16 protein-coding genes are annotated in these 16816 nt (G+C 63.9%); 5 read left to right on the top strand and 11 right to left on the bottom strand.

The genetic code is table 11. The features are described from left to right. Positions 1-52 precede the first annotated feature (52 nt). Positions 53-1372 carry a M20/M25/M40 family metallo-hydrolase gene (locus QRN52_RS12075; protein WP_284752961.1) on the top strand — a complete coding sequence of 440 codons (1320 nt, stop codon included), beginning with the start codon at positions 53-55 and terminating at the stop codon, positions 1370-1372. A 58-nt stretch (positions 1373-1430) separates the two neighbouring features. Further along, a complete protein-coding gene (locus tag QRN52_RS12070; protein WP_284752960.1) occupies positions 1431-2642 on the top strand; it encodes an aminotransferase-like domain-containing protein in 1212 nt (403 codons plus the stop codon). 163 nt (positions 2643-2805) lie between these two features. Here the strand turns inward: QRN52_RS12070 and QRN52_RS12065 are convergent, their stop codons facing one another. The 5 genes from QRN52_RS12065 to QRN52_RS12045 form a co-directional block, all read right to left on the bottom strand. Then, complete coding sequence (locus QRN52_RS12065) at positions 2806-4479, bottom strand: amidohydrolase (RefSeq protein ID WP_284752959.1); 1674 nt, start codon at positions 4477-4479, stop codon at positions 2806-2808. Positions 4480-4522: 43 nt separating this feature from the next. Further along, positions 4523-5521: a C-terminal binding protein gene (locus QRN52_RS12060; protein WP_284752958.1), complete on the bottom strand. Its 999-nt coding sequence runs from the start codon at positions 5519-5521 to the stop codon at positions 4523-4525. Next, on the bottom strand, positions 5511-6317 hold the full coding sequence (locus QRN52_RS12055; RefSeq protein WP_284752957.1) for an amino acid ABC transporter ATP-binding protein: 807 nt from the start codon (positions 6315-6317) through the stop codon (positions 5511-5513). The genes QRN52_RS12060 and QRN52_RS12055 overlap by 11 nt, the downstream gene beginning before the upstream one ends. Beyond that, positions 6314-7048 carry an amino acid ABC transporter permease gene (locus QRN52_RS12050; protein ID WP_284752956.1) on the bottom strand — a complete coding sequence of 245 codons (735 nt, stop codon included), beginning with the start codon at positions 7046-7048 and terminating at the stop codon, positions 6314-6316. Before QRN52_RS12050 ends, QRN52_RS12055 begins: the two co-directional genes overlap by 4 nt. Before the next feature lie 63 nt (positions 7049-7111). Continuing rightward, positions 7112-7960: a transporter substrate-binding domain-containing protein gene (locus tag QRN52_RS12045; RefSeq protein WP_284752955.1), complete on the bottom strand. Its 849-nt coding sequence runs from the start codon at positions 7958-7960 to the stop codon at positions 7112-7114. A gap of 297 nt (positions 7961-8257) precedes the next feature. Between QRN52_RS12045 and QRN52_RS12040 the strand changes: the two genes are divergently transcribed. Then, on the top strand, positions 8258-9184 hold the full coding sequence (locus tag QRN52_RS12040) for an Lrp/AsnC family transcriptional regulator (RefSeq protein ID WP_284753001.1): 927 nt from the start codon (positions 8258-8260) through the stop codon (positions 9182-9184). 49 nt (positions 9185-9233) lie between these two features. On the opposite strand, the gene QRN52_RS12035 is transcribed toward QRN52_RS12040, so the two are convergent. Further along, positions 9234-10364, bottom strand: a complete 1131-nt coding sequence (locus QRN52_RS12035; RefSeq protein WP_284752954.1) for a pyridoxal-phosphate-dependent aminotransferase family protein — start codon at positions 10362-10364, stop codon at positions 9234-9236. Between the two features lie 339 nt (positions 10365-10703). Between QRN52_RS12035 and uraD the strand changes: the two genes are divergently transcribed. Both uraD and uraH read left to right on the top strand, forming a co-directional pair. Continuing rightward, the gene (gene uraD, locus QRN52_RS12030; protein WP_284752953.1) at positions 10704-11234 is read left to right on the top strand and encodes a 2-oxo-4-hydroxy-4-carboxy-5-ureidoimidazoline decarboxylase; all 531 of its coding nucleotides are present in this window, start codon (positions 10704-10706) and stop codon (positions 11232-11234) included. Beyond that, on the top strand, positions 11231-11572 hold the full coding sequence (gene uraH, locus QRN52_RS12025) for a hydroxyisourate hydrolase (protein ID WP_265979873.1): 342 nt from the start codon (positions 11231-11233) through the stop codon (positions 11570-11572). The genes uraD and uraH overlap by 4 nt, the downstream gene beginning before the upstream one ends. Before the next feature lie 59 nt (positions 11573-11631). Here uraH and QRN52_RS12020 read toward each other — a convergent pair whose 3' ends face one another. Genes QRN52_RS12020 through QRN52_RS12000 form a run of 5 tightly spaced genes read right to left on the bottom strand, consistent with a single transcriptional unit; the run spans position 11632 to position 16772 of the window. Beyond that, a complete protein-coding gene (locus QRN52_RS12020; protein WP_234754369.1) occupies positions 11632-12414 on the bottom strand; it encodes a 3-oxoacyl-ACP reductase in 783 nt (260 codons plus the stop codon). Positions 12415-12457: 43 nt separating this feature from the next. Then, positions 12458-13822: an aldehyde dehydrogenase family protein gene (locus QRN52_RS12015; RefSeq protein WP_284752952.1), complete on the bottom strand. Its 1365-nt coding sequence runs from the start codon at positions 13820-13822 to the stop codon at positions 12458-12460. Then, positions 13819-14625, bottom strand: a complete 807-nt coding sequence (locus tag QRN52_RS12010) for a gamma-glutamyl-gamma-aminobutyrate hydrolase family protein (protein ID WP_284752951.1) — start codon at positions 14623-14625, stop codon at positions 13819-13821. Before QRN52_RS12010 ends, QRN52_RS12015 begins: the two co-directional genes overlap by 4 nt. Before the next feature lie 3 nt (positions 14626-14628). Next, positions 14629-16041 carry a glutamine synthetase family protein gene (locus tag QRN52_RS12005; RefSeq protein WP_284752950.1) on the bottom strand — a complete coding sequence of 471 codons (1413 nt, stop codon included), beginning with the start codon at positions 16039-16041 and terminating at the stop codon, positions 14629-14631. Further along, the gene (locus QRN52_RS12000) at positions 16038-16772 is read right to left on the bottom strand and encodes a FadR/GntR family transcriptional regulator (protein WP_284752949.1); all 735 of its coding nucleotides are present in this window, start codon (positions 16770-16772) and stop codon (positions 16038-16040) included. Before QRN52_RS12000 ends, QRN52_RS12005 begins: the two co-directional genes overlap by 4 nt. Positions 16773-16816: the final 44 nt, after the last annotated feature.

Here is a 16816-nt window from a genome sequence, read left to right as displayed (position 1 = left end):
GCGAGTTGCGCACCGCAACGCGCGCCAACCCGCGCGCTGGAAAGGACCATCTGTGGGGGAACATCACGACGCCATGGCCGCCGAGGCCGTGGAGTTTTGCAGCACCTTGATCCGCATCGATTCCACCAACACCGGCGATCCCGCCACCATCGGCGACGGCGAATCGCGCTGCGCCGAATACGTCCAGTCGTTGCTCGCGGAATTCGGCCTCGAAGGCCAGGTCCTCGAAAAAGCTCCTGGCCGGGGCAACCTCGTAGTAAGGATGAAGGGCAGCGACCCGGAGGCGCCGGCCCTTCTGGTGCACGGCCATACCGACGTCGTCCCCGCCAACATTGCGGACTGGACCGTGGACCCGTTCTCCGGCGAGGTCAAGGACGATTTCGTGTGGGGTCGCGGTGCCGTGGACATGAAGGACATGGTTGCCATGACCGTGGCCGCCGTCCGCCAATTGCGCCGCGAAAACTTCGTGCCCCAGCGGGACATCGTCTTTGCGTTCGTGGCCGATGAGGAAATAGCCGGCGAGTTCGGTGCCCAGTTCCTGGTGGATGAGCACCCTGAACTGTTCCACGGCGTCACCGAGGCTATCGGCGAAATCGGCGGCTTCTCCCTTCAGCTTCGCGACGACCTGAGGCTCTACCTGCTCGGAGTCGCGGAAAAGGGGTTCGCTTGGGCGACGCTGACCGCGCACGGAAGCACAGGCCACGGTTCCATCGTGCCCAACGAAAGCAACGCCGTCGCGCGCCTTTCTTCTGCCCTGTCACGAATCTCGGAACACAAATGGCCGGTGGTCCGGAGCGCCTCGCTCTCCGCCTTGGTGGAGCAGTTGGGCGAGGCCCTCGGCCGGCCTTTGGATGGCGAAAGGCTCGACGACGAACTCGCCTCTCTCGGTTTGCTCGCCGCCATGCTCCTCCCGGGCTTGCGTACCAGCGCCGTCCCGACCCAGTTCCATGCCGGCTACAAGACCAACGTGGTTCCCGGGACTGCCACCGCCACGGTTGATTGCCGGATCGCCCCGGGCACCGATGACGAGTTCAAAGCGCAATTCATGGAGCTGTTGGGGCCCGGCATCGAGGTCAGCTGGGAAGAGGGGCGTTCGCTGGAATCACCCGCCCACGGCGCCCTTCTGGACGCGATGCGAGCGGCCATCACCGCCGTCGACCCCGCCGGGAAGGCCCTCCCGTTCGTCATGTCCGGAGCCACCGACGCCAAAGCTTTCTCCCAGCTGGGCATCAATTGCTACGGTTTCTCGCCATTACGGCTTCCCGAAGGCTTTGATTTCGCGGGCATGTTCCACGGCATCGACGAACGCGTCCCCGTCACGGCCATCCACGCAGGCACCCGTATCCTGCACCAGTTCCTCAGCGCACAGTAACCACCACGCAGTCCGGGGCCGCATCGAAGCGGCCACCCACCAACACCGAAGGACCACCATGACCCTCACCACAGAGCTGTCCCATACCGGCCGGATGGCCAAGCGTGCGGCCGGCTTCCAACCCTCCCCCGTCCGCGCAGTCTTCGATGTTTCCATGCAGCCGGGCATGATCTCCCTCGCGGGCGGCAACCCCTACCTGCCCGTCCTGCCGATGGAGCGCATCGCCGCCATGGCGTCCGACGTCGTCGCTCGCCGCGGACTGGAGGCCCTCCAGTACGGCTCGGGTGCGGGAACAGAGGAACTGCAGGCCCTGATCTGCCAAGTCATGGAACTCGAAGGCATCAACACGTCGCCGGAAAACGTGCAGGTCACCGCGGGCTCGCAAATGGCACTGGAACTCGTGACCAAGCTCTTCTGCGATCCCGGGGACGTGGTGATCGCGGAAGGACCGACATATGTGGGCGCGCTCGGCGTGTTCGAAGGCTTCCAGGCCGAAGTGGCCCACGTGGCGATGGACAACGACGGCGTCGATCCCGACCGCCTCCAGGACGTCATTTCCGGGCTCAAAGCCGCCGGCAAAGCCATCAAGTTCTTCTACACGGTCCCCAATTTCAACAACCCGAGCGGCATCAGCCTTTCCCTCGGGCGGCGGCAGCGCGTGGTGGACATTTGCCGGGCCGAAGGCGTGCTGATCGTCGAGGACAACCCCTACGGACTGCTGAGCTTCGACGGCACGCTCAAACCCGCCATGCACTCCCTCGACCCGGACAACGTGTTCTACCTCGGCTCGTTCTCCAAGATCTTCGCCCCCGGCCTGCGCGTCGGCTGGGTGGTGGCACCCCGAGAGGTGCGCGGCCGCCTCCAGATCGCCTCCGAAGCCACCACCATCTGCCCCTCGGTCCTGAGCCAACTGGTAGTGGAGCAGTACATCAGCAGCTTCGACTGGCGGGACCAGATAGCCGCTTACAGTGCCGTCTACGCCTCCCGCTGCAAAGCCACCCTGGACGCCTTGGCCGCCTACATGCCCGAGGGTACCCAGTGGACCAGCCCGAGCGGCGGATTCTTCACCTGGGTAACCCTGCCCGAGGGCATCGACACCGATCAAGTGCTCGCCGCGGCCATCGAGGCGGGAGTCGTGTTCGTGCCCGGTAGCGCCTTCTATGCCGACGGCGGTGGCAGCAACCAGCTCCGCATCGCCTTCTCCTACGCCCCGGAAGATCAGCTCACCGAGGGTGTCAAGCGCCTGGCTGAGGCTATCCGCCGGGTCTAAGCCCTGCCCACCCATTGTGAGGCACCCAACTGACTCGCAGTAAGTGTCGTTTTCAGCCCTGAAAACGACATTAAGTGCGAGTCAGTTGGGCCCGTCAAGCAACACGAAACCCCGACGTCGGCACTCACCGTGAGTGCCGACGTCGGGGTTTATCTGTGTCTACTTAGCCCGCGTACACCCGTACGCCATTGACCCAGGTCTCCACAACCTCGATGCCGCTGATGTCACCTTCGGAGGCCTCAAGCGGGTCCGCCGCCAGGATCACGAAGTCGGCCAGCTTGTCCGGCTCGAGGGAACCGAGGTCCTTCTCGCGACCCATGGCCCGTGCACCGTTGATGGTGTGGGCGCGGAGGGCCTCGACGACGTCGATCTTAAGATCATCCGAGCCCAACTGGACGCCGGAGCGGGTCTTGCGGGTCACGGACGTCTGGATGGCTTCGAGCGGACGGGGATCGGCCACGGGAGCGTCAGAGCTCATCGTCACGGGGACCGCTGCGGCCACGAATTCGCCGAGGGGGTTGAAGCGCTCGCCCGGGGATCCGATGGCATCCGTGACGCCGGGACCCCAGTTGTAGTAGTGCTGCGGCTGGTTGACGGGCATGATCCCGAGCTCCGCCATTTGGCCGATCTGCTCCAAGGTGGGCAGTCCGCAGTGCTCGATCCTGTGCCGGTGGTCGTCCCGCGGCAACACCGAAAGAGCCTCGCTGACGGCGTCGAGCACCAACTGAATGGCTGTGGGCGATTGGGCGTGGGTCGCCGTCTGCAGACCGGCACTGTGCGCCTTGGCGACGAGGGCGCGGTACTCTGCCGGCTCGTGGTAGAGCGAACCGGTGCGGCAAGGATCGTCGCGGTAGCCCTCCGGGAAGTACGCAGTCCAGCCGCCCAGGGTGCCATCGGCGTAGAGCTTGATCCCGGCGAAGGAAAGGAGGGAATCCCCGAACTTGTCCACGAGACCCAGTTCCAGGACCTCGTCGAGGAGGCTCGACAGGAAATACGCGTTGATGCGCGTCACGAGTTCGCCGCGCTCCACGAGATCCAGGTAGGCGCCAAATTCGCGCTTGGTCACCTGCGCGTCGCCGATGGTGGTCACGCCGTGGCTGAGGAACTCGCGTTGGGCGTGCAGCAGCTGGGCGCGGTGATGTTCTTTGCTGTCCCCGAGGTGGAAGTTCGGTCCGTGGTGCCCCAGCTTGACGCCTTCCACCCCTGTGAGGATGTCGCAGGCGGCATCGGAGAGTTCGCCCGTCAGCTCGCCGTCGGGGTCCCGGAAGAAAGTTCCGCCCGGCGGGTTGGGCGTGTCGCGGTCCACTCCCGCCTTCGCGAGCACGTACGAGTTCACCACTCCGCCGTGGCCGCTCGCGTTCATGACGTACACCTCGCGCGTGGTGGAAACGGTGTCGAATTCCTGCCGTGTGGGGTGGCGCTGCTCGGCAAGGTTGCGGTGCTCGTAGCCATAGCCCCTGATCGGGGTGTCCCCCGGATTGTCGTCCGCCGCCTTCGCCAGCAGTTTAAGCATGGTGGGGATGTCCGGCGCCGCCTCGGGACCGCAATCCACCCAGGACAGCAGTTGTCCGTACATCAGGGGATGCGCGTGCGGATCGATGAAGCCGGGCACCAACGTACGGCCACGGAGGTCGACGACGTCGGGCACCGCCGTCGTGAGCTTGAGCGCCGCGTCGCGGCACTCCTGTGGCGTTCCGACGGCGGCAACACGGTTGCCGATGACCAGCATCGCCTCCGCGATGGAGTTCAGGGAGTCAACGGTCCGGACGCGACCGCCGAAGAACAACGTTGCGGCGGGGGCTACGGGGGAAGTTTCATGGGATGCCAGGAATGACATGGGAATGACCTTTGCGTGTTGAAGTTTGCGGTACGGCCGGAACTCAGCGGGCGGGTGCCAGCTCGAACAAGGGGGTGTCCGGGACTCCTCTGCGGGCTTGGGAAATGACGTTGTGCGCCTGGATCCTGACGTATTCGGCCAGCGTGTACTCCGAGAGGAAGCCGACATGGGGCGTCACGAGGATCCGCGGGTGGCCCATGAGCGGGTGGTCGGCAGGTGCCGGTTCGACGTCGAGCACGTCCAGCGCCGCTCCACGGATGTGGCCGGAGTCGACGACGGCACGCAGGGCTTCGTCGTCGATCAGCTGCCCGCGGCTCACGTTCACCAAGTAACTGCCCGGCCGCATCGCGGCGAGGCTTCCGGCGTTGATGATGTGCCGGGTTTCCTCCGTAAGCGGCATGTGCAAGGACACGACGGCGGATTCCGCCAGGACTTCTTCCAAGCCAGTCCGGCGGATGCCTGCCTTCGCGAGCATCTCCCTGGTAGCCGGAGTGTCCGGGAGGTAGGGATCGTAGCCGACCACCTCGCCGAAGACTCCGGAGGCGAGCTCTCCGAGGCGGCTGCCTATCCGCCCGAGTCCGATCAGCCCAAGCCGCTCCTGGCTGAGCCGGAACACTGTGCTGTCCGGGCGGGCGTTCCAGTCCCCCTCGGCCACGCGTTCCTGGAAGAACGGGATTTCTCGCGTGACGGCGAGGGCAAGCGCCAGCGCGTGCGAAGCGACTTCCTCGGTGGCCACACCGGGAAGGTTGCTGACCCAAATGCCCCGCTCTTTGGCGGCATCCAGGTCAACGTTGTCTGAGCCCATTGAGACCAAGGCGATGATCTTCAAGCCCGGAATGGCGTCCATGACCTCCGCGGTGACCGTCGCGTAGCCCACCAGGAGGGCTTCCGCGTCCTTCGCCTGCTCCGCGATGACCGCGGGATCCTGGGTGCCGAGGTACCGGACGTCGTAACCGTTTTCTTCCAGGAGCGCGGCGCCGGCGGAGTAATCGAGGTCTTCCATGTCCGTGTAGACGGCGAGGGGGCGATGCTTAGTGGACATGGCTCAAGAACTTCCTGGTGCGTTGGTGCTGGGGGTTGTCGAAGAACTCGTCTGGAGTGGCCTGTTCCACGATCACGCCGCTGTCGAACAGGGTCACTTCATCGGCCACGCGGCGCGCGAAACGGACTTCGTGGGTGACCACGATCATGGTCATGCCGTCGTTGGCCAGGCTCTCCATGACCTCCAGGACTTCGCCCACCAACTCGGGGTCCAGGGCGGAGGTCGGTTCGTCGAAGAGGAGCACGTCCGGGTTCATCACCAGGGCGCGGGCGATGGCCACGCGTTGCTGCTGGCCGCCGGAGAGCTCCGAAGGGAAATGCCCGGCGCGATGCGAAAGACCCACGCGCTGGAGCATGGCCATGGCCTGTTCCTCGGCTTCCTTGTGATGGATGCCCTTGACGGAGGTCAGCCCGAGCATCACGTTGCGGCAAGCCGTCAGATGCGGGAACAGGTTGAACTTCTGGAAGACCATGCCAATGTCGCGGCGTTCCTTGGCGAGTTCGCGTTCGGGGAGGGCCACGGCTCCGCTTGCTTTCTCACGGACACCGATGCGCCGCCCGCGGAGCCGGATCTCGCCGTCGTCGGCTGGCTCGAGGAGCGCCATCAGGCGCAACATCGTGGACTTGCCGGAACCGGAGGGACCCAGCACTGCCTTGACTTGTCCCTGGCGGATATCGAACTCGACGCCGCGCAGGACGTTCTGGTCCTGGTAGCTCTTGTGGAGGTTCCGCACGCTCAGTACGGGGTCGTTGGTGGACCAGGTTTCCGGCATGGGTTCCGGGCCGCTGTGGGTCATGACTGCACTCCTTGGCCGACTGGTTCCAGGATGGAAGGCTTCTTGGATTTGGACCGTGACGTCCAGACGAATTTCTTTTCCACATAGCTTTGGAGAAGCGTCAAAAGGCTCACGATGATGAGGTAGTAGACGATTGCCGCGGCGTAGTACTCGGCGTAGCGGAACGTGATGTTCACTCCCACCTGGGCCGTGGTGAGGAGTTCCTGCAGGGAAATCACGGAGGCCAACGAGGAGAACTTCACGAGGCCGATGAACTCATTGCCCGTGGGAGGCAGGGCCGTGCGGATGGCCTGCGGGAGGACAACTTTGAGCATGACCTTGACCGGCGACATCCCAAGCGCCCTGCCGGCGAGGGCCTGCCCTTCGTCGATACTGAGCAACGCCGAACGGATGATTTCCGCCATGAAGGCCGCTTCCACGATGCCCAGGCCGATGAACGCGGCAATGAACGGGGAGAACCAATCCTGGCGCAGGACGGGGAAGAGCTGCGGCAAGGCGTTCCAGATGATGAGCAGCACCAGCAGCGCCGGGATGGCACGGAAGAACCAGGTGTAGATTCCTGCGACGCCCTGCGCGATCCGGATGCGGGAGGTGCGTCCCAGGGCGACGGCGAAGCCGATGGCCGTAGCCAGGATAAGTGAAAGCACCGCGACGGCGACGGACAGGAAAGCCCCGGACAGGTAGCTCGGATTCACGAGTTGTTGGACGAAGATGTTGACGTCGAATTCCATCACCAACTCCTTTCGTGTGGGGCGGAGGCCGCAGGGCTGTTGCGGGCTCCGCGGGGAGGATGGCTAGGGGACGTCGACGATCGTGGGGTCGAGCTTGTTGTCCTTCGCGATCTTGCCGAGGGTGCCGTCCTGGTGGAGTTCCTTCAGCGCCTGCGCGATGGCTGGAGACAACGGATCGTTCTTGCGGGTGAACACGCCGAAGGTGGTGTCGGCCGGAAAGACTCCGGGGGCCACCGCGAGCTTGCCTTCGTTCTGGCTGGCCATGTAGGCGGCCGCCACATTGGTCTCGATCAGGGCCTCGGACTTGCCGTTGAGGACCGCCAGGACTGTTTCAGCGGTCTTGGGGTATTCGGTGAGCTTGGGCTCGTCCTTGCCGGCTTTCTTGCACTCATCCTTGAGCGCACTGATGCGGGCGGCGTTGGACGAAGCATTCTGCGCTGCCACCGAGTGACCGCACAAGTCCAGTGCTGTCTTGTAATTCCCGGCGCTGCCCGGGGCCGAGAGGATCGCGGGACCGGCGTTCATCACGGCTGAAGCGTCGGCGACATCCAGGCGGGCCTTGCTCATGTACAGGCCACCGAAAATGGCATCGCAGCGGCGGGTCTGGAGCCCCGGCATGAGTCCGTCGAATGTGGTCACCTCGAACTTGGCATCGACGCCCCAGTGCTTGGCGAGCGCGCGGGCGGCATCGGCGTCGAACCCTACGATGTCGCCGCTGGAACCGTTGGCGTAGTACTCCAGTGGCGCATATTCGGGGTCGATACACAGGGTGAGCTTGCCGCTCGTGGTGAGTCCCTTCGGCGCGGTGGCGGATGCTTGCCCCGTGGAACTGGGGGAAGCTGCGGCGGAGCAGCCGCTCAACAGCAGGGCCAACGCAGCGGCCGCCAAGGCGGGCTTCGTGAACTTGAGCATGTGCAGATCTCCAATTGAACTGTTGGGGTCGCGTGGGAACGCGAGTCGGAGTACGCCGATGTGGCGCTGATCACGATGCTAGCGAAAAAATCGATCAATTCAAGCGAATCAGTTGTTTAATACTGATGTGACACAGTTTTTGTACTCACTTTGTGATTTTCTCATCCAAATCACTTGCCTATCGCTTGACTCGTGAAAGTATTGAGTACGACGGCGGCGCTCGGCTCGCCGGGGCGCCGCACCTTCGCTAAGCACGCACTGCCGCGGCCCAGAGACAAGGCGGTTATTGTGAAGACCATGCATGATCTGGACGACAGGCTGATCCGCCTGCTGCAGGCCGATGGCCGCGCCTCGTTCAGCGAGCTATCCAAGCAACTGGGCGTAACGCGCTCTGCTGTGACGGCCAAGGTCAATGAGCTCACGTCCTCGGGAGAACTACGGATTGTCGCGGCAGTCCATCCGCGCCTCCTGGGCCTGACCGCCGTCGCGCACATCTCCATCCAGCTCAACGGTTCCGCACGCGCTGCGCTGGAGAAGCTGAGCCAGCTGGACGGCGCCGTGTTCGCCTCGCTGACCACGGGCAAATACGGCATCATCGCCGAACTCCGCCTGCCCACGGTGGAAAGGCTCTACGAAGACGTCGAGGCCATCCGCCTGTGCGAAGGCGTGGCTGCCGTCGACGTCCTCATGTACAAAGAGGTGGTCCGCAGCCTCTTCCTCGGCAAGGAGCCGCCGGACCCCCGGCTCGAGCTTGACCAGGCGGATCTGCTGCTCATGAGCGAACTTCAGGTGGACGGCCGACTCGGTTTCGAGGCCCTCGGCGAACGGATCGGCCTTTCGGCGAGCGCTGCCAGGATCCGGGTCCTTCGCCTGCTGGAAGCCCGAGTCATGCAGATCGGGCCTATCCGGAGCCGCTCCGGTTCTTCACGGTCCATGGCCTTTGGCTTCGGAATCTCGACAGCAGCCGGAACCGAGGAGGCAGTCGACTTCTTCTCGGCGACGCCAGGAGTGGAGTTCATCGCCAGCTGTCTCGGCAGGCACGACCTCGTGGCCACCGTGGGCGTCAGCTCGCTGGACGAAATGTACGACATCCTGGACAAAGTGCGTGCGATGGACTCGGTGGCAAGCGTGGAATGCTGGCTGCACCTGAAAATCGTCCAGGAACGATACGCCAAGCCCCTCGACAAGATGCTCGCAACCAAGGCCCAATCCAACGGCCACTAGCCTCTCCCGACGCTCGCTCACAAACAAGACCGTTTGGTGTGACCCTCGCTCACCTATAGCGTCTCCCGGGCCGACGCTCGCTCACATAGGCTTTCGCGATCGCTTCTTCCAGCGCGCCAAGGACGAGCTTGACCGATGCCCTGTTGGCATTCGGACCCATCATGCCGATCCGCCAAACCGTCGAGGTAAACGCTCCCGCCCCGGAGCCGATTTCCATACTGAAGTTCTCCAGAAGGTAAGCGCGGACGGCAGCTGAGTCCACGCCGTCGGGCACTTTGACCGTGGTGAGGCTCGGCAATCTCGAACCCTCCGCGGCAAACAGCTCGAGACCCATCGCTTCGAGGCCGTCGCGCAACTCGGCCCCGGCCGCGCGGTGCCGCGCTTGAACAGCCGCGAGCCCCTCGGCCAAGATGCGGTCAAGTCCCGCCTCTAGCCCCGCGATCATGGTCACTGGCGCCGTATGGTGATACGTCCGGCTGCCACTCGCCGCGCCAACATACCCACCCAGAAGGCCGATATCCAGGTACCACGAACGCGGCTCCTTGATGCGCCGCTCGAAAGCGCGCTCGGACACCGTGAACGGGGACAAGCCAGGGGGCGCTCCCAAACACTTCTGCGTCCCGGCATACCCGACGTCGATCCCCCAGTCGTCAGCCAGAAGTTCCAGCCCGCCGATCGACGTCACAGCGTCCACGATCAATAGCGCGTCGCCCTTGCCGGCGCCAAGCGGCGCGACGTCGGACAGGACACCTGTGGAGGTTTCGGCATGGACGGCGGCAATCACCTTGGGATGGGGGTGCGCGGCGAGAACCCGCTCCGCATCCACGGGCTGGCCCCATTCATGGTCGACGCGAACTACCGTGGCCCCGCAGCGCCGGGCAACCTCACACATTCGCTCCCCGAAAAGCCCGTTGACCGCAATTACTGCCACGTCGCCGTCGGACACTGTATTAACAAAGGCAGCCTCCATGCCGCCGGAACCAGTAGCACTCAATGGCAGGGTGCGGGCGTTCCGGGTCCCCCACACCGCCCGAAGCCCGGCGCACGTCCGGTCCAGTCGCTCTATGAACACCGGATCCAGATGCCCGATCACCGGATACGCCAACGCCGCGGTCACTTCCGGATAGCAATTACTGGGACCCGGTCCGAAGAGATACCGGGAAGTCAGGACCTCTGGCATGGCGGAACTCCTTTGGCTCGTTTGCTGACATTCTCCACCAGACGGCAAACGTGAGCGAGGGTTTCGGTAGAAGCCACCAAACGTGAGCGAGCGTTTCGGTAGAAGCCACCAAACGTGAGCGAGCGTCGCAGGGGGCAGGGCGGGTGGGGAGGACCGGGGTGCGGTATTCTCTTGACACCACGGCAGTCATTGGATTCACTATTACGTATGCTGAAATAACAGTTCCATGATGTGGAAGGCCTGAAGTGCGGAGGCGCGCAGGTCCATCCGGCAGGAATCGCCGGAGTTCCGCATAGCCAACACCATGGATGCCAGCACTCGCACGAGGAATGAACAAGCATGCAGCTTGAAGTATTCAACAGCGTGGACCGTGCGGACGCCATCGACGTCCTCCGCCCATGCCTCGACATCCAGCGTTGGGTGGAGCACGTAGCAGATGCGCGCCCGTTCAGCGGCTTGGACTCCTTGCTCGATTTCGCCCGGGAAACCGCCGAGCCGTTCACGTCGGACGAAGTGGCGGCCGCGATGGCCCACCACCCTCGGATCGGCGAACGGCCCAAGGCACAGACCACCGAAGCCGCGATGTCCCGCTCCGAACAGGCCGGCGTCGACCCCGGCGATGACGGCGTCGTCACCGCCCTGGCCGAAGGCAACCGCGAGTACGAGGCCAAGTTCGGCCGCGTCTTCCTCATCCGCGCAGCAGGACGGACAGCCAACGACATCCTGGCCTCCCTCCACGAGCGCCTGAGCCATACCGCGGAAGAAGAAGACGTGATCGTGGCCGGACAATTGCGCGAAATCGCATTGCTGCGCCTTGCCGGCGTCATCAGCGAAGCCAGCGCGAGCAGCGAAGGAGTGCCCAGCAAATGAGCGTTTCCCAGATCACCACCCATATCCTGGACACCGGTTCCGGGCGCCCGGCGGCCGGCGTCGCCGTCGTTCTCTCCGTGCGCGACGGCGACAACTGGAGGCACGTGGCTAGCGGCACCACTGACGCGGACGGCCGGATCAAGGATCTGGGCCCTGAGCGGGTCGACGGCGGCAGTTACCGCCTGAACTTCGCGACCGGTCCGTATTACAAAGCACAGGGCGTGGACACCTTTTTCCCGGAAGTGGACTTGAGCTTCACGGTGTCCGACGCCGGCGAGCACTACCACGTGCCGCTCCTGCTCAGCCCCTTCGCGTTCTCCACATACCGGGGAAGCTAGCCCATCGGTTCCCCACCGGCCGGCGAGGAGGCCGGTGGGGAGCAATCGACGGGAACCTTCTAGTCGATCGGGGTGACGTACGCTCCCGAGATTCCGCCGTCAACCATGAAGGTCGAAGCGGTAATGAACGAGGCGTCGTCGCTTGCCAGGAAGGCGACCGCAGCGGCCAGTTCCTCGGGCTCCGCGAAACGGCCCAAGGGCACGTGGACCAAGCGCCGCGCGGCCCTCTCCGGATCGGAGGCGAAGAGTTCCTTCAGCAACGGGGTGTTGACCGGTCCTGGGCACAGCGCGTTGATTCGCACCCCCTTGCGCGCGAATTCGACGCCGAGCTCACGGGTCATGGCCAGCACGCCGCCTTTGGACGCGCTGTAGGATATCTGCGAGGTTGCCGCACCCATCACAGCCACGAAGGACGCGGTGTTGATGATCGAGCCCTTGCCCTGCTCCAACATGTACGGCAGCGCGTATTTGCAGCAGTAATAGACGCTCGTCAGGTTGACCTCCTGGACCCGGCGCCAGGCCTCGATTCCGGTGTCGAGGATGGATGCATCGTCCGGCGGCGAAATGCCCGCGTTGTTGAACGCGATATCCACGCTGCCGTAATGGCTCTTGGCGGCGGCGAAGAGGTCGATGACTTCCTGCTCGTCTGTGACGTTGACCTTCACGAAGATGCCATCGACGGCAGCCGCGGCTGCTTCTCCGGCTGCCGGATCGATATCGGCGATGACCACGTTGGCACCCTCCGAGGCGAAACGCTTTGCCGTGGCCAAACCGATCCCGCTGCCTCCGCCGGTGATGACGGCTGTGCGGTCCTTGAGTCGGTTTGAAATGAATTCGGTCATGGTGATCTCTCCTTGAATCATGGGGCTTCCAAAGTTGGTGGGTTCAGTGCGCGATGAAGACGTTCTTTACTTCGCTGAAGGAATCGAGGGCATCGGGACCCAGTTCGCGGCCCAGGCCCGATTGCTTGAAGCCGCCGAACGGCGTCGAATACCGGACTGAAGAGTGGGAATTCACCGAGAGGTTTCCGGCATCCACCCCGCGGGCCACGCGCAAGGCCCGCCCAATGTCTTGGGTCCAGATCGATCCAGAAAGGCCGTATTCGGTGTCATTGGCAATCCGTACCGCGTCCGCCTCGTCGTTGAAGGGTACGACGACGACGACAGGTCCGAAGATCTCCTCACGCACCGCCGGATCGTCGAAGGAGTCGGGTGCCAGGACGGTGGGCGGGAACCAGAATCCCGGCCCTTCGGGCACCTCGCCTTGGAAGGCTATGGGCGCTCCCGAAGGCACAAAGCCTGCGACGGTTTCCCGTTGCCGGGCGGAAATCAAGGGCCCCATGACCGTGCTCTCATCCGCCGGGTCGCCGACTTTGACAGCCCGGACAGCAGGCTCCAGGAGCTCGAGGAAGGCATCGTAGGCCGATTTTTCCACCAGGATCCTGGATCTGGCGCAGCAGTCCTGGCCGGCGTTGTCGAACGCGCCGCCGGGTGCTGCGGCAGCAGCGGCGGGAAGGTCGGCGTCGGCGAACACGATGTTCGCGCTCTTCCCACCCAGTTCGAGGGTCACGCGCTTCACCTGGTCGGCACAACCGGCCATGATCTGCTTGCCGACCCCGGTGGACCCGGTAAAGACGACCTTTCGCACCGCGGGGTGGGTGACGAAGCGCGCCCCCACCACGGAGCCCTTCCCGGGGATGATCGTCAGCACGCCGTCGGGCAGGCCGGCCTCGCGCGCCAGCTCGCCGAGCCTCATCGCGGTCAGCGGCGTAAGTTCCGCGGGTTTGAGTACCACCGTGTTACCTGCCGCGAGTGCCGGAGCGAAGCCCCACGCCGCGATCGGCATGGGGAAATTCCACGGCACAATAATGCCGACCACGCCCAGCGGCTCGTGGAACGTCACATCGAGGCCTCCGGCAACGGGGATCTGCCTCCCGAAGTGCCGCTCGGGAGCCGCCGAGTAGTAGCTGATGACATCGCGCGCATTGCCCGCTTCCCAGCGGGCGTTGCCGATCGTATGCCCCGCGTTGCGGACTTCCAGTTGCGCGAGGTTCTCCAGATCGGCGTCGACGGCGGCCGCGAACCGGCGCAGGAGCAGTGCACGGTCCGACGGCGACACTTTCCGCCAGGTCTCAAAGGCGGCGGTCGCGCGGGCAATCAGCGCGTCCGTTTCGGCGAGGGATGCCAGCTCAACGGTTTGAAGGAACTCTTCGGTGGCCGGATTGATGATGTCAAAAGTTGTGGCACTCACGCCCAGCTCTTTTCTGTCGCTTTGAATTCCGTCGATGGGTCGAGGCGCTCAGCGTAGAGTTCCCCGTCCCGGTACCTTCTGGCGGCCTCAATGAATCCTTCGAAGAGGCGCAGGTCGGAAGGATTTTGTTCCGGATGAAACTGAACGCCCAACGCCCAACTTCCCTGGGTCGATTCGACGGCCTCGACCGTTCCATCCGCCGCACGCGCGGTGACGCAAAGGCCTTCGGCAACCCGGTCAAGAATCTGGTGGTGATAGACCGGAGCCGATGCCTTTTCGCCTAGTAGTTGCGCGCTGATGCTGCCCGGCTGCGTGCGGAACTCCACCTCCCCGTAGACTCCGGGAGCAGGTTGGTAGTTCGCCTCGGGCAGCACGTCCGGCACGTGCTGGATGAGGTTTCCGCCCAGGGCCACGTTGAGGATTTGCGCGCCGCGGCAGATCGCAAAGAGCGGAATGCCCTTCTCCAAGGCCGCCAACGTCAAGGCGATATCGTGCTCGTCCCGCTCGGGCTGGCTGCGAGTGCTCGGGTGGGGCTCGGCGTCGTAGTTTCCGGGGTCGACGTCGGCGCCCCCCGCCACGATGAGGCCATCCACGAAGTCAAGGACCGAAGTGTCGGTGCCGATGGGCGGCAGCAGGAGAGGCGTTCCGCCGGCCGCTACGACGGCCTCCAAATATGTTGCCGGCAGCACGGCTGCCTGCGCGTCCCAAACCCCCCATTTCGCGTTCTGAAGATAGGTGGTCAACGCGATGCGGGGAGGCCGGTGTGAATCCGGTGCAGGAGCAGGTGCTTCGGTCTGAGTCATCGCCTACAGCCTTTCGAAGCCGCGGCGGAGCTCCCAGTCCGTGATGGCGGACTCAAAAGCTGCCAGTTCGACGTCGGCGTAGTTCACGTAGTGCCGCACCACTTCCTCACCGAAGACTTCCTTGGCGATCACGGAGTTGGCGAACAGATCCCGGGCTTCCCGCATCGTCGTCGGAACGGTGGGAGCGCCCGAAATGTAGGCGTTGCCGGTGGTTGCCGGTTCGAGTTCGAGCTCATTTTCGATTCCGTAAAGGCCGCCGGCAAGCATGGCCGACAGTGCCAAGTACGGGTTGACATCGCCACCCGGCAGCCGGTTTTCCAGCCGTGCGCTCTGCCCATGCCCCACGAGGCGCACGGAACAGGTGCGGTTGTCGAGGCCCCAGGCCACCGCCGTCGGAGCGAAGGAGCCTTTGACGAACCGTTTGTAGGAGTTGATATTGGGAGCGTAGAAGAGCGTGAATTCCCGCATCGTGGCCAGCACGCCGGCGATGAAGTGGTCGTAGGTCTTGGTGCGGGCGCCGGTGGCCTTGTCCCAGAAGACCAGCTCGTCGTCGAGCCCGCGAAGGGACAGGTGGATGTGGCAGGAATTGCCCTCACGCTCGTTGGGCTTGGCCATGAAGGTAATGGATTGGCCCATGTCATGGGCGATGTCCTTGGCCGCGGTCTTGTAGACGGAATGGTTGTCCGCCGTGGTGACCGCCTCGTCGTACTTGAAGGCGATCTCGTGCTGGCCGAAGTTGCATTCACCCTTTGCGGACTCCACTGTCATGCCGGCCGCGTACATCTCGTTCCGGATCCGGCGAAGCAGGGGTTCAACACGGCCGGATCCCAGGAGCGAGTAGTCCACGTTGTATTGGTTGGCAGGCGTGAGGTGCTTGTAGTCCAGGTCCCACGCTTGCTCGTAGGAGTCGTTGTAGACCACAAACTCAAGCTCGGTTCCTGCAAGTGCCTTCCAACCGCGCTCAGCCGCCTTGGCCGTCTGGCGCTTGAGCATGGCGCGGGGTGAAACTGAGACCGGGGTGCCGTCGGTCGTGGACAGATCGCACTGGATCAGCGCACTCCCCTCGCGGTAGGGAAGCACGCGGATGGTGTCCAAATCCATGTCGAAGAGCATGTCTCCATAGCCCTTTTCCCACGAGGAAATGTCATAGCCATCCACGGTGTTCATTTCGGTGTCAACGGCGAGGAGGTAATTGCAGCCCTCGGTGCCATGCTCCAGGACGGAATCCAGGAAGAATTGCGCGTGGAGGAGCTTGCCCTGGAGCCTGCCCTGCATGTCGGTGAAGCCGAGAATCACCGTGTCTATGGCGCCCTCGCCAATCTGCGCCTTGAGTTGCTCAACGGTGAGCATACGGTCATTGCGAGGGTGAACTGTGGTATCTACGGTGTTCGAAATGTCGTTCATGGTGCTGCTCATTTCAGTAGTCCCTTGAGTAGTGCGGCGGTGGATTCGCAGTGCAATTCCATGACGCTTCGGGCCGCTGCAGGCTCGCCGTCGAGGATGGCCTGCACTATCAATCGATGTTCTTGGTTTGAATGTTCGATGTTCCGTTGCAGGAAGGGGATTTCCGCCAGGAATTCGTGGATCTTGGTCTGGATGGTGGTGCTGGCTTTGTTCAGTTCGGACGACCCCGCAACAGCTGAAAAGGCCAGGTGGAGGCGGGCGTCCGCTTGCCTGTATTCCACCGGTGAACCCGCGTTTTCAACTTCAGCCAGGGAATCAATCAGGAGCTGGCGCTGATCCTCGCTGAGCCGCATCGAGGCCGCCCGCTGGCAGGCCCCGGGTTCGATCACGGAACGGAAGATGAGGATGTCGCTGATTTCCCCCTGCCGGTCCTTGTTGTCGAGGCGCTCCGGCGGCCGCGCGTTGCCAACCGGTTCCACGATGGTTCCGCCACCTCTCCCCCGGACAGTCGTGACGAAGCCCGCTGCGCGCAACGCACTGATCGCTTCCCGCAGGGTGGCCCTGGAGACCTGCATGCGCTCGGCCAAGTCGCGCTCGGGCGGGAGACGCTCGCCGGTTTTGAAGATCCCCAACTGGATTGCCGATCCCAAGTGCTCGACACATGATTCGAAGGCCATGTGTCCGCGTACGGGAAGCAAGACCGTCTCCAGCAGGGGGGATTCAATCGGTTCGGCGAACAACATGGTGGCCTTCCTTGTTGGGAGGCCACCGGCGGAGAACCGCCGGC

This window comes from Arthrobacter sp. efr-133-R2A-120, from assembly GCF_030209835.1.
Taxonomy (GTDB): domain Bacteria; phylum Actinomycetota; class Actinomycetes; order Actinomycetales; family Micrococcaceae; genus Arthrobacter.
The sequence above is the reverse complement of the archived record's forward strand: the minus strand, read 5'-3'. Positions and strand labels throughout refer to the sequence as shown.

Coding starts and splice junctions, on each gene's coding strand:
- QRN52_RS12070 (WP_284752960.1), top strand. CDS start 1,431: ATGACCCTCACCACAGAGCTGTCCCATACCGGCCGGATGGCCAAGCGT.
- QRN52_RS12065 (WP_284752959.1), bottom strand. CDS start 4,479: ATGTCATTCCTGGCATCCCATGAAACTTCCCCCGTAGCCCCCGCCGCA.
- QRN52_RS12060 (WP_284752958.1), bottom strand. CDS start 5,521: ATGTCCACTAAGCATCGCCCCCTCGCCGTCTACACGGACATGGAAGAC.
- QRN52_RS12055 (WP_284752957.1), bottom strand. CDS start 6,317: ATGACCCACAGCGGCCCGGAACCCATGCCGGAAACCTGGTCCACCAAC.
- QRN52_RS12050 (WP_284752956.1), bottom strand. CDS start 7,048: ATGGAATTCGACGTCAACATCTTCGTCCAACAACTCGTGAATCCGAGC.
- QRN52_RS12045 (WP_284752955.1), bottom strand. CDS start 7,960: ATGCTCAAGTTCACGAAGCCCGCCTTGGCGGCCGCTGCGTTGGCCCTG.
- QRN52_RS12040 (WP_284753001.1), top strand. CDS start 8,258: ATGCATGATCTGGACGACAGGCTGATCCGCCTGCTGCAGGCCGATGGC.
- QRN52_RS12035 (WP_284752954.1), bottom strand. CDS start 10,364: ATGCCAGAGGTCCTGACTTCCCGGTATCTCTTCGGACCGGGTCCCAGT.
- uraD (WP_284752953.1), top strand. CDS start 10,704: ATGCAGCTTGAAGTATTCAACAGCGTGGACCGTGCGGACGCCATCGAC.
- uraH (WP_265979873.1), top strand. CDS start 11,231: ATGAGCGTTTCCCAGATCACCACCCATATCCTGGACACCGGTTCCGGG.
- QRN52_RS12020 (WP_234754369.1), bottom strand. CDS start 12,414: ATGACCGAATTCATTTCAAACCGACTCAAGGACCGCACAGCCGTCATC.
- QRN52_RS12010 (WP_284752951.1), bottom strand. CDS start 14,625: ATGACTCAGACCGAAGCACCTGCTCCTGCACCGGATTCACACCGGCCT.
- QRN52_RS12005 (WP_284752950.1), bottom strand. CDS start 16,041: ATGAGCAGCACCATGAACGACATTTCGAACACCGTAGATACCACAGTT.
- QRN52_RS12000 (WP_284752949.1), bottom strand. CDS start 16,772: ATGTTGTTCGCCGAACCGATTGAATCCCCCCTGCTGGAGACGGTCTTG.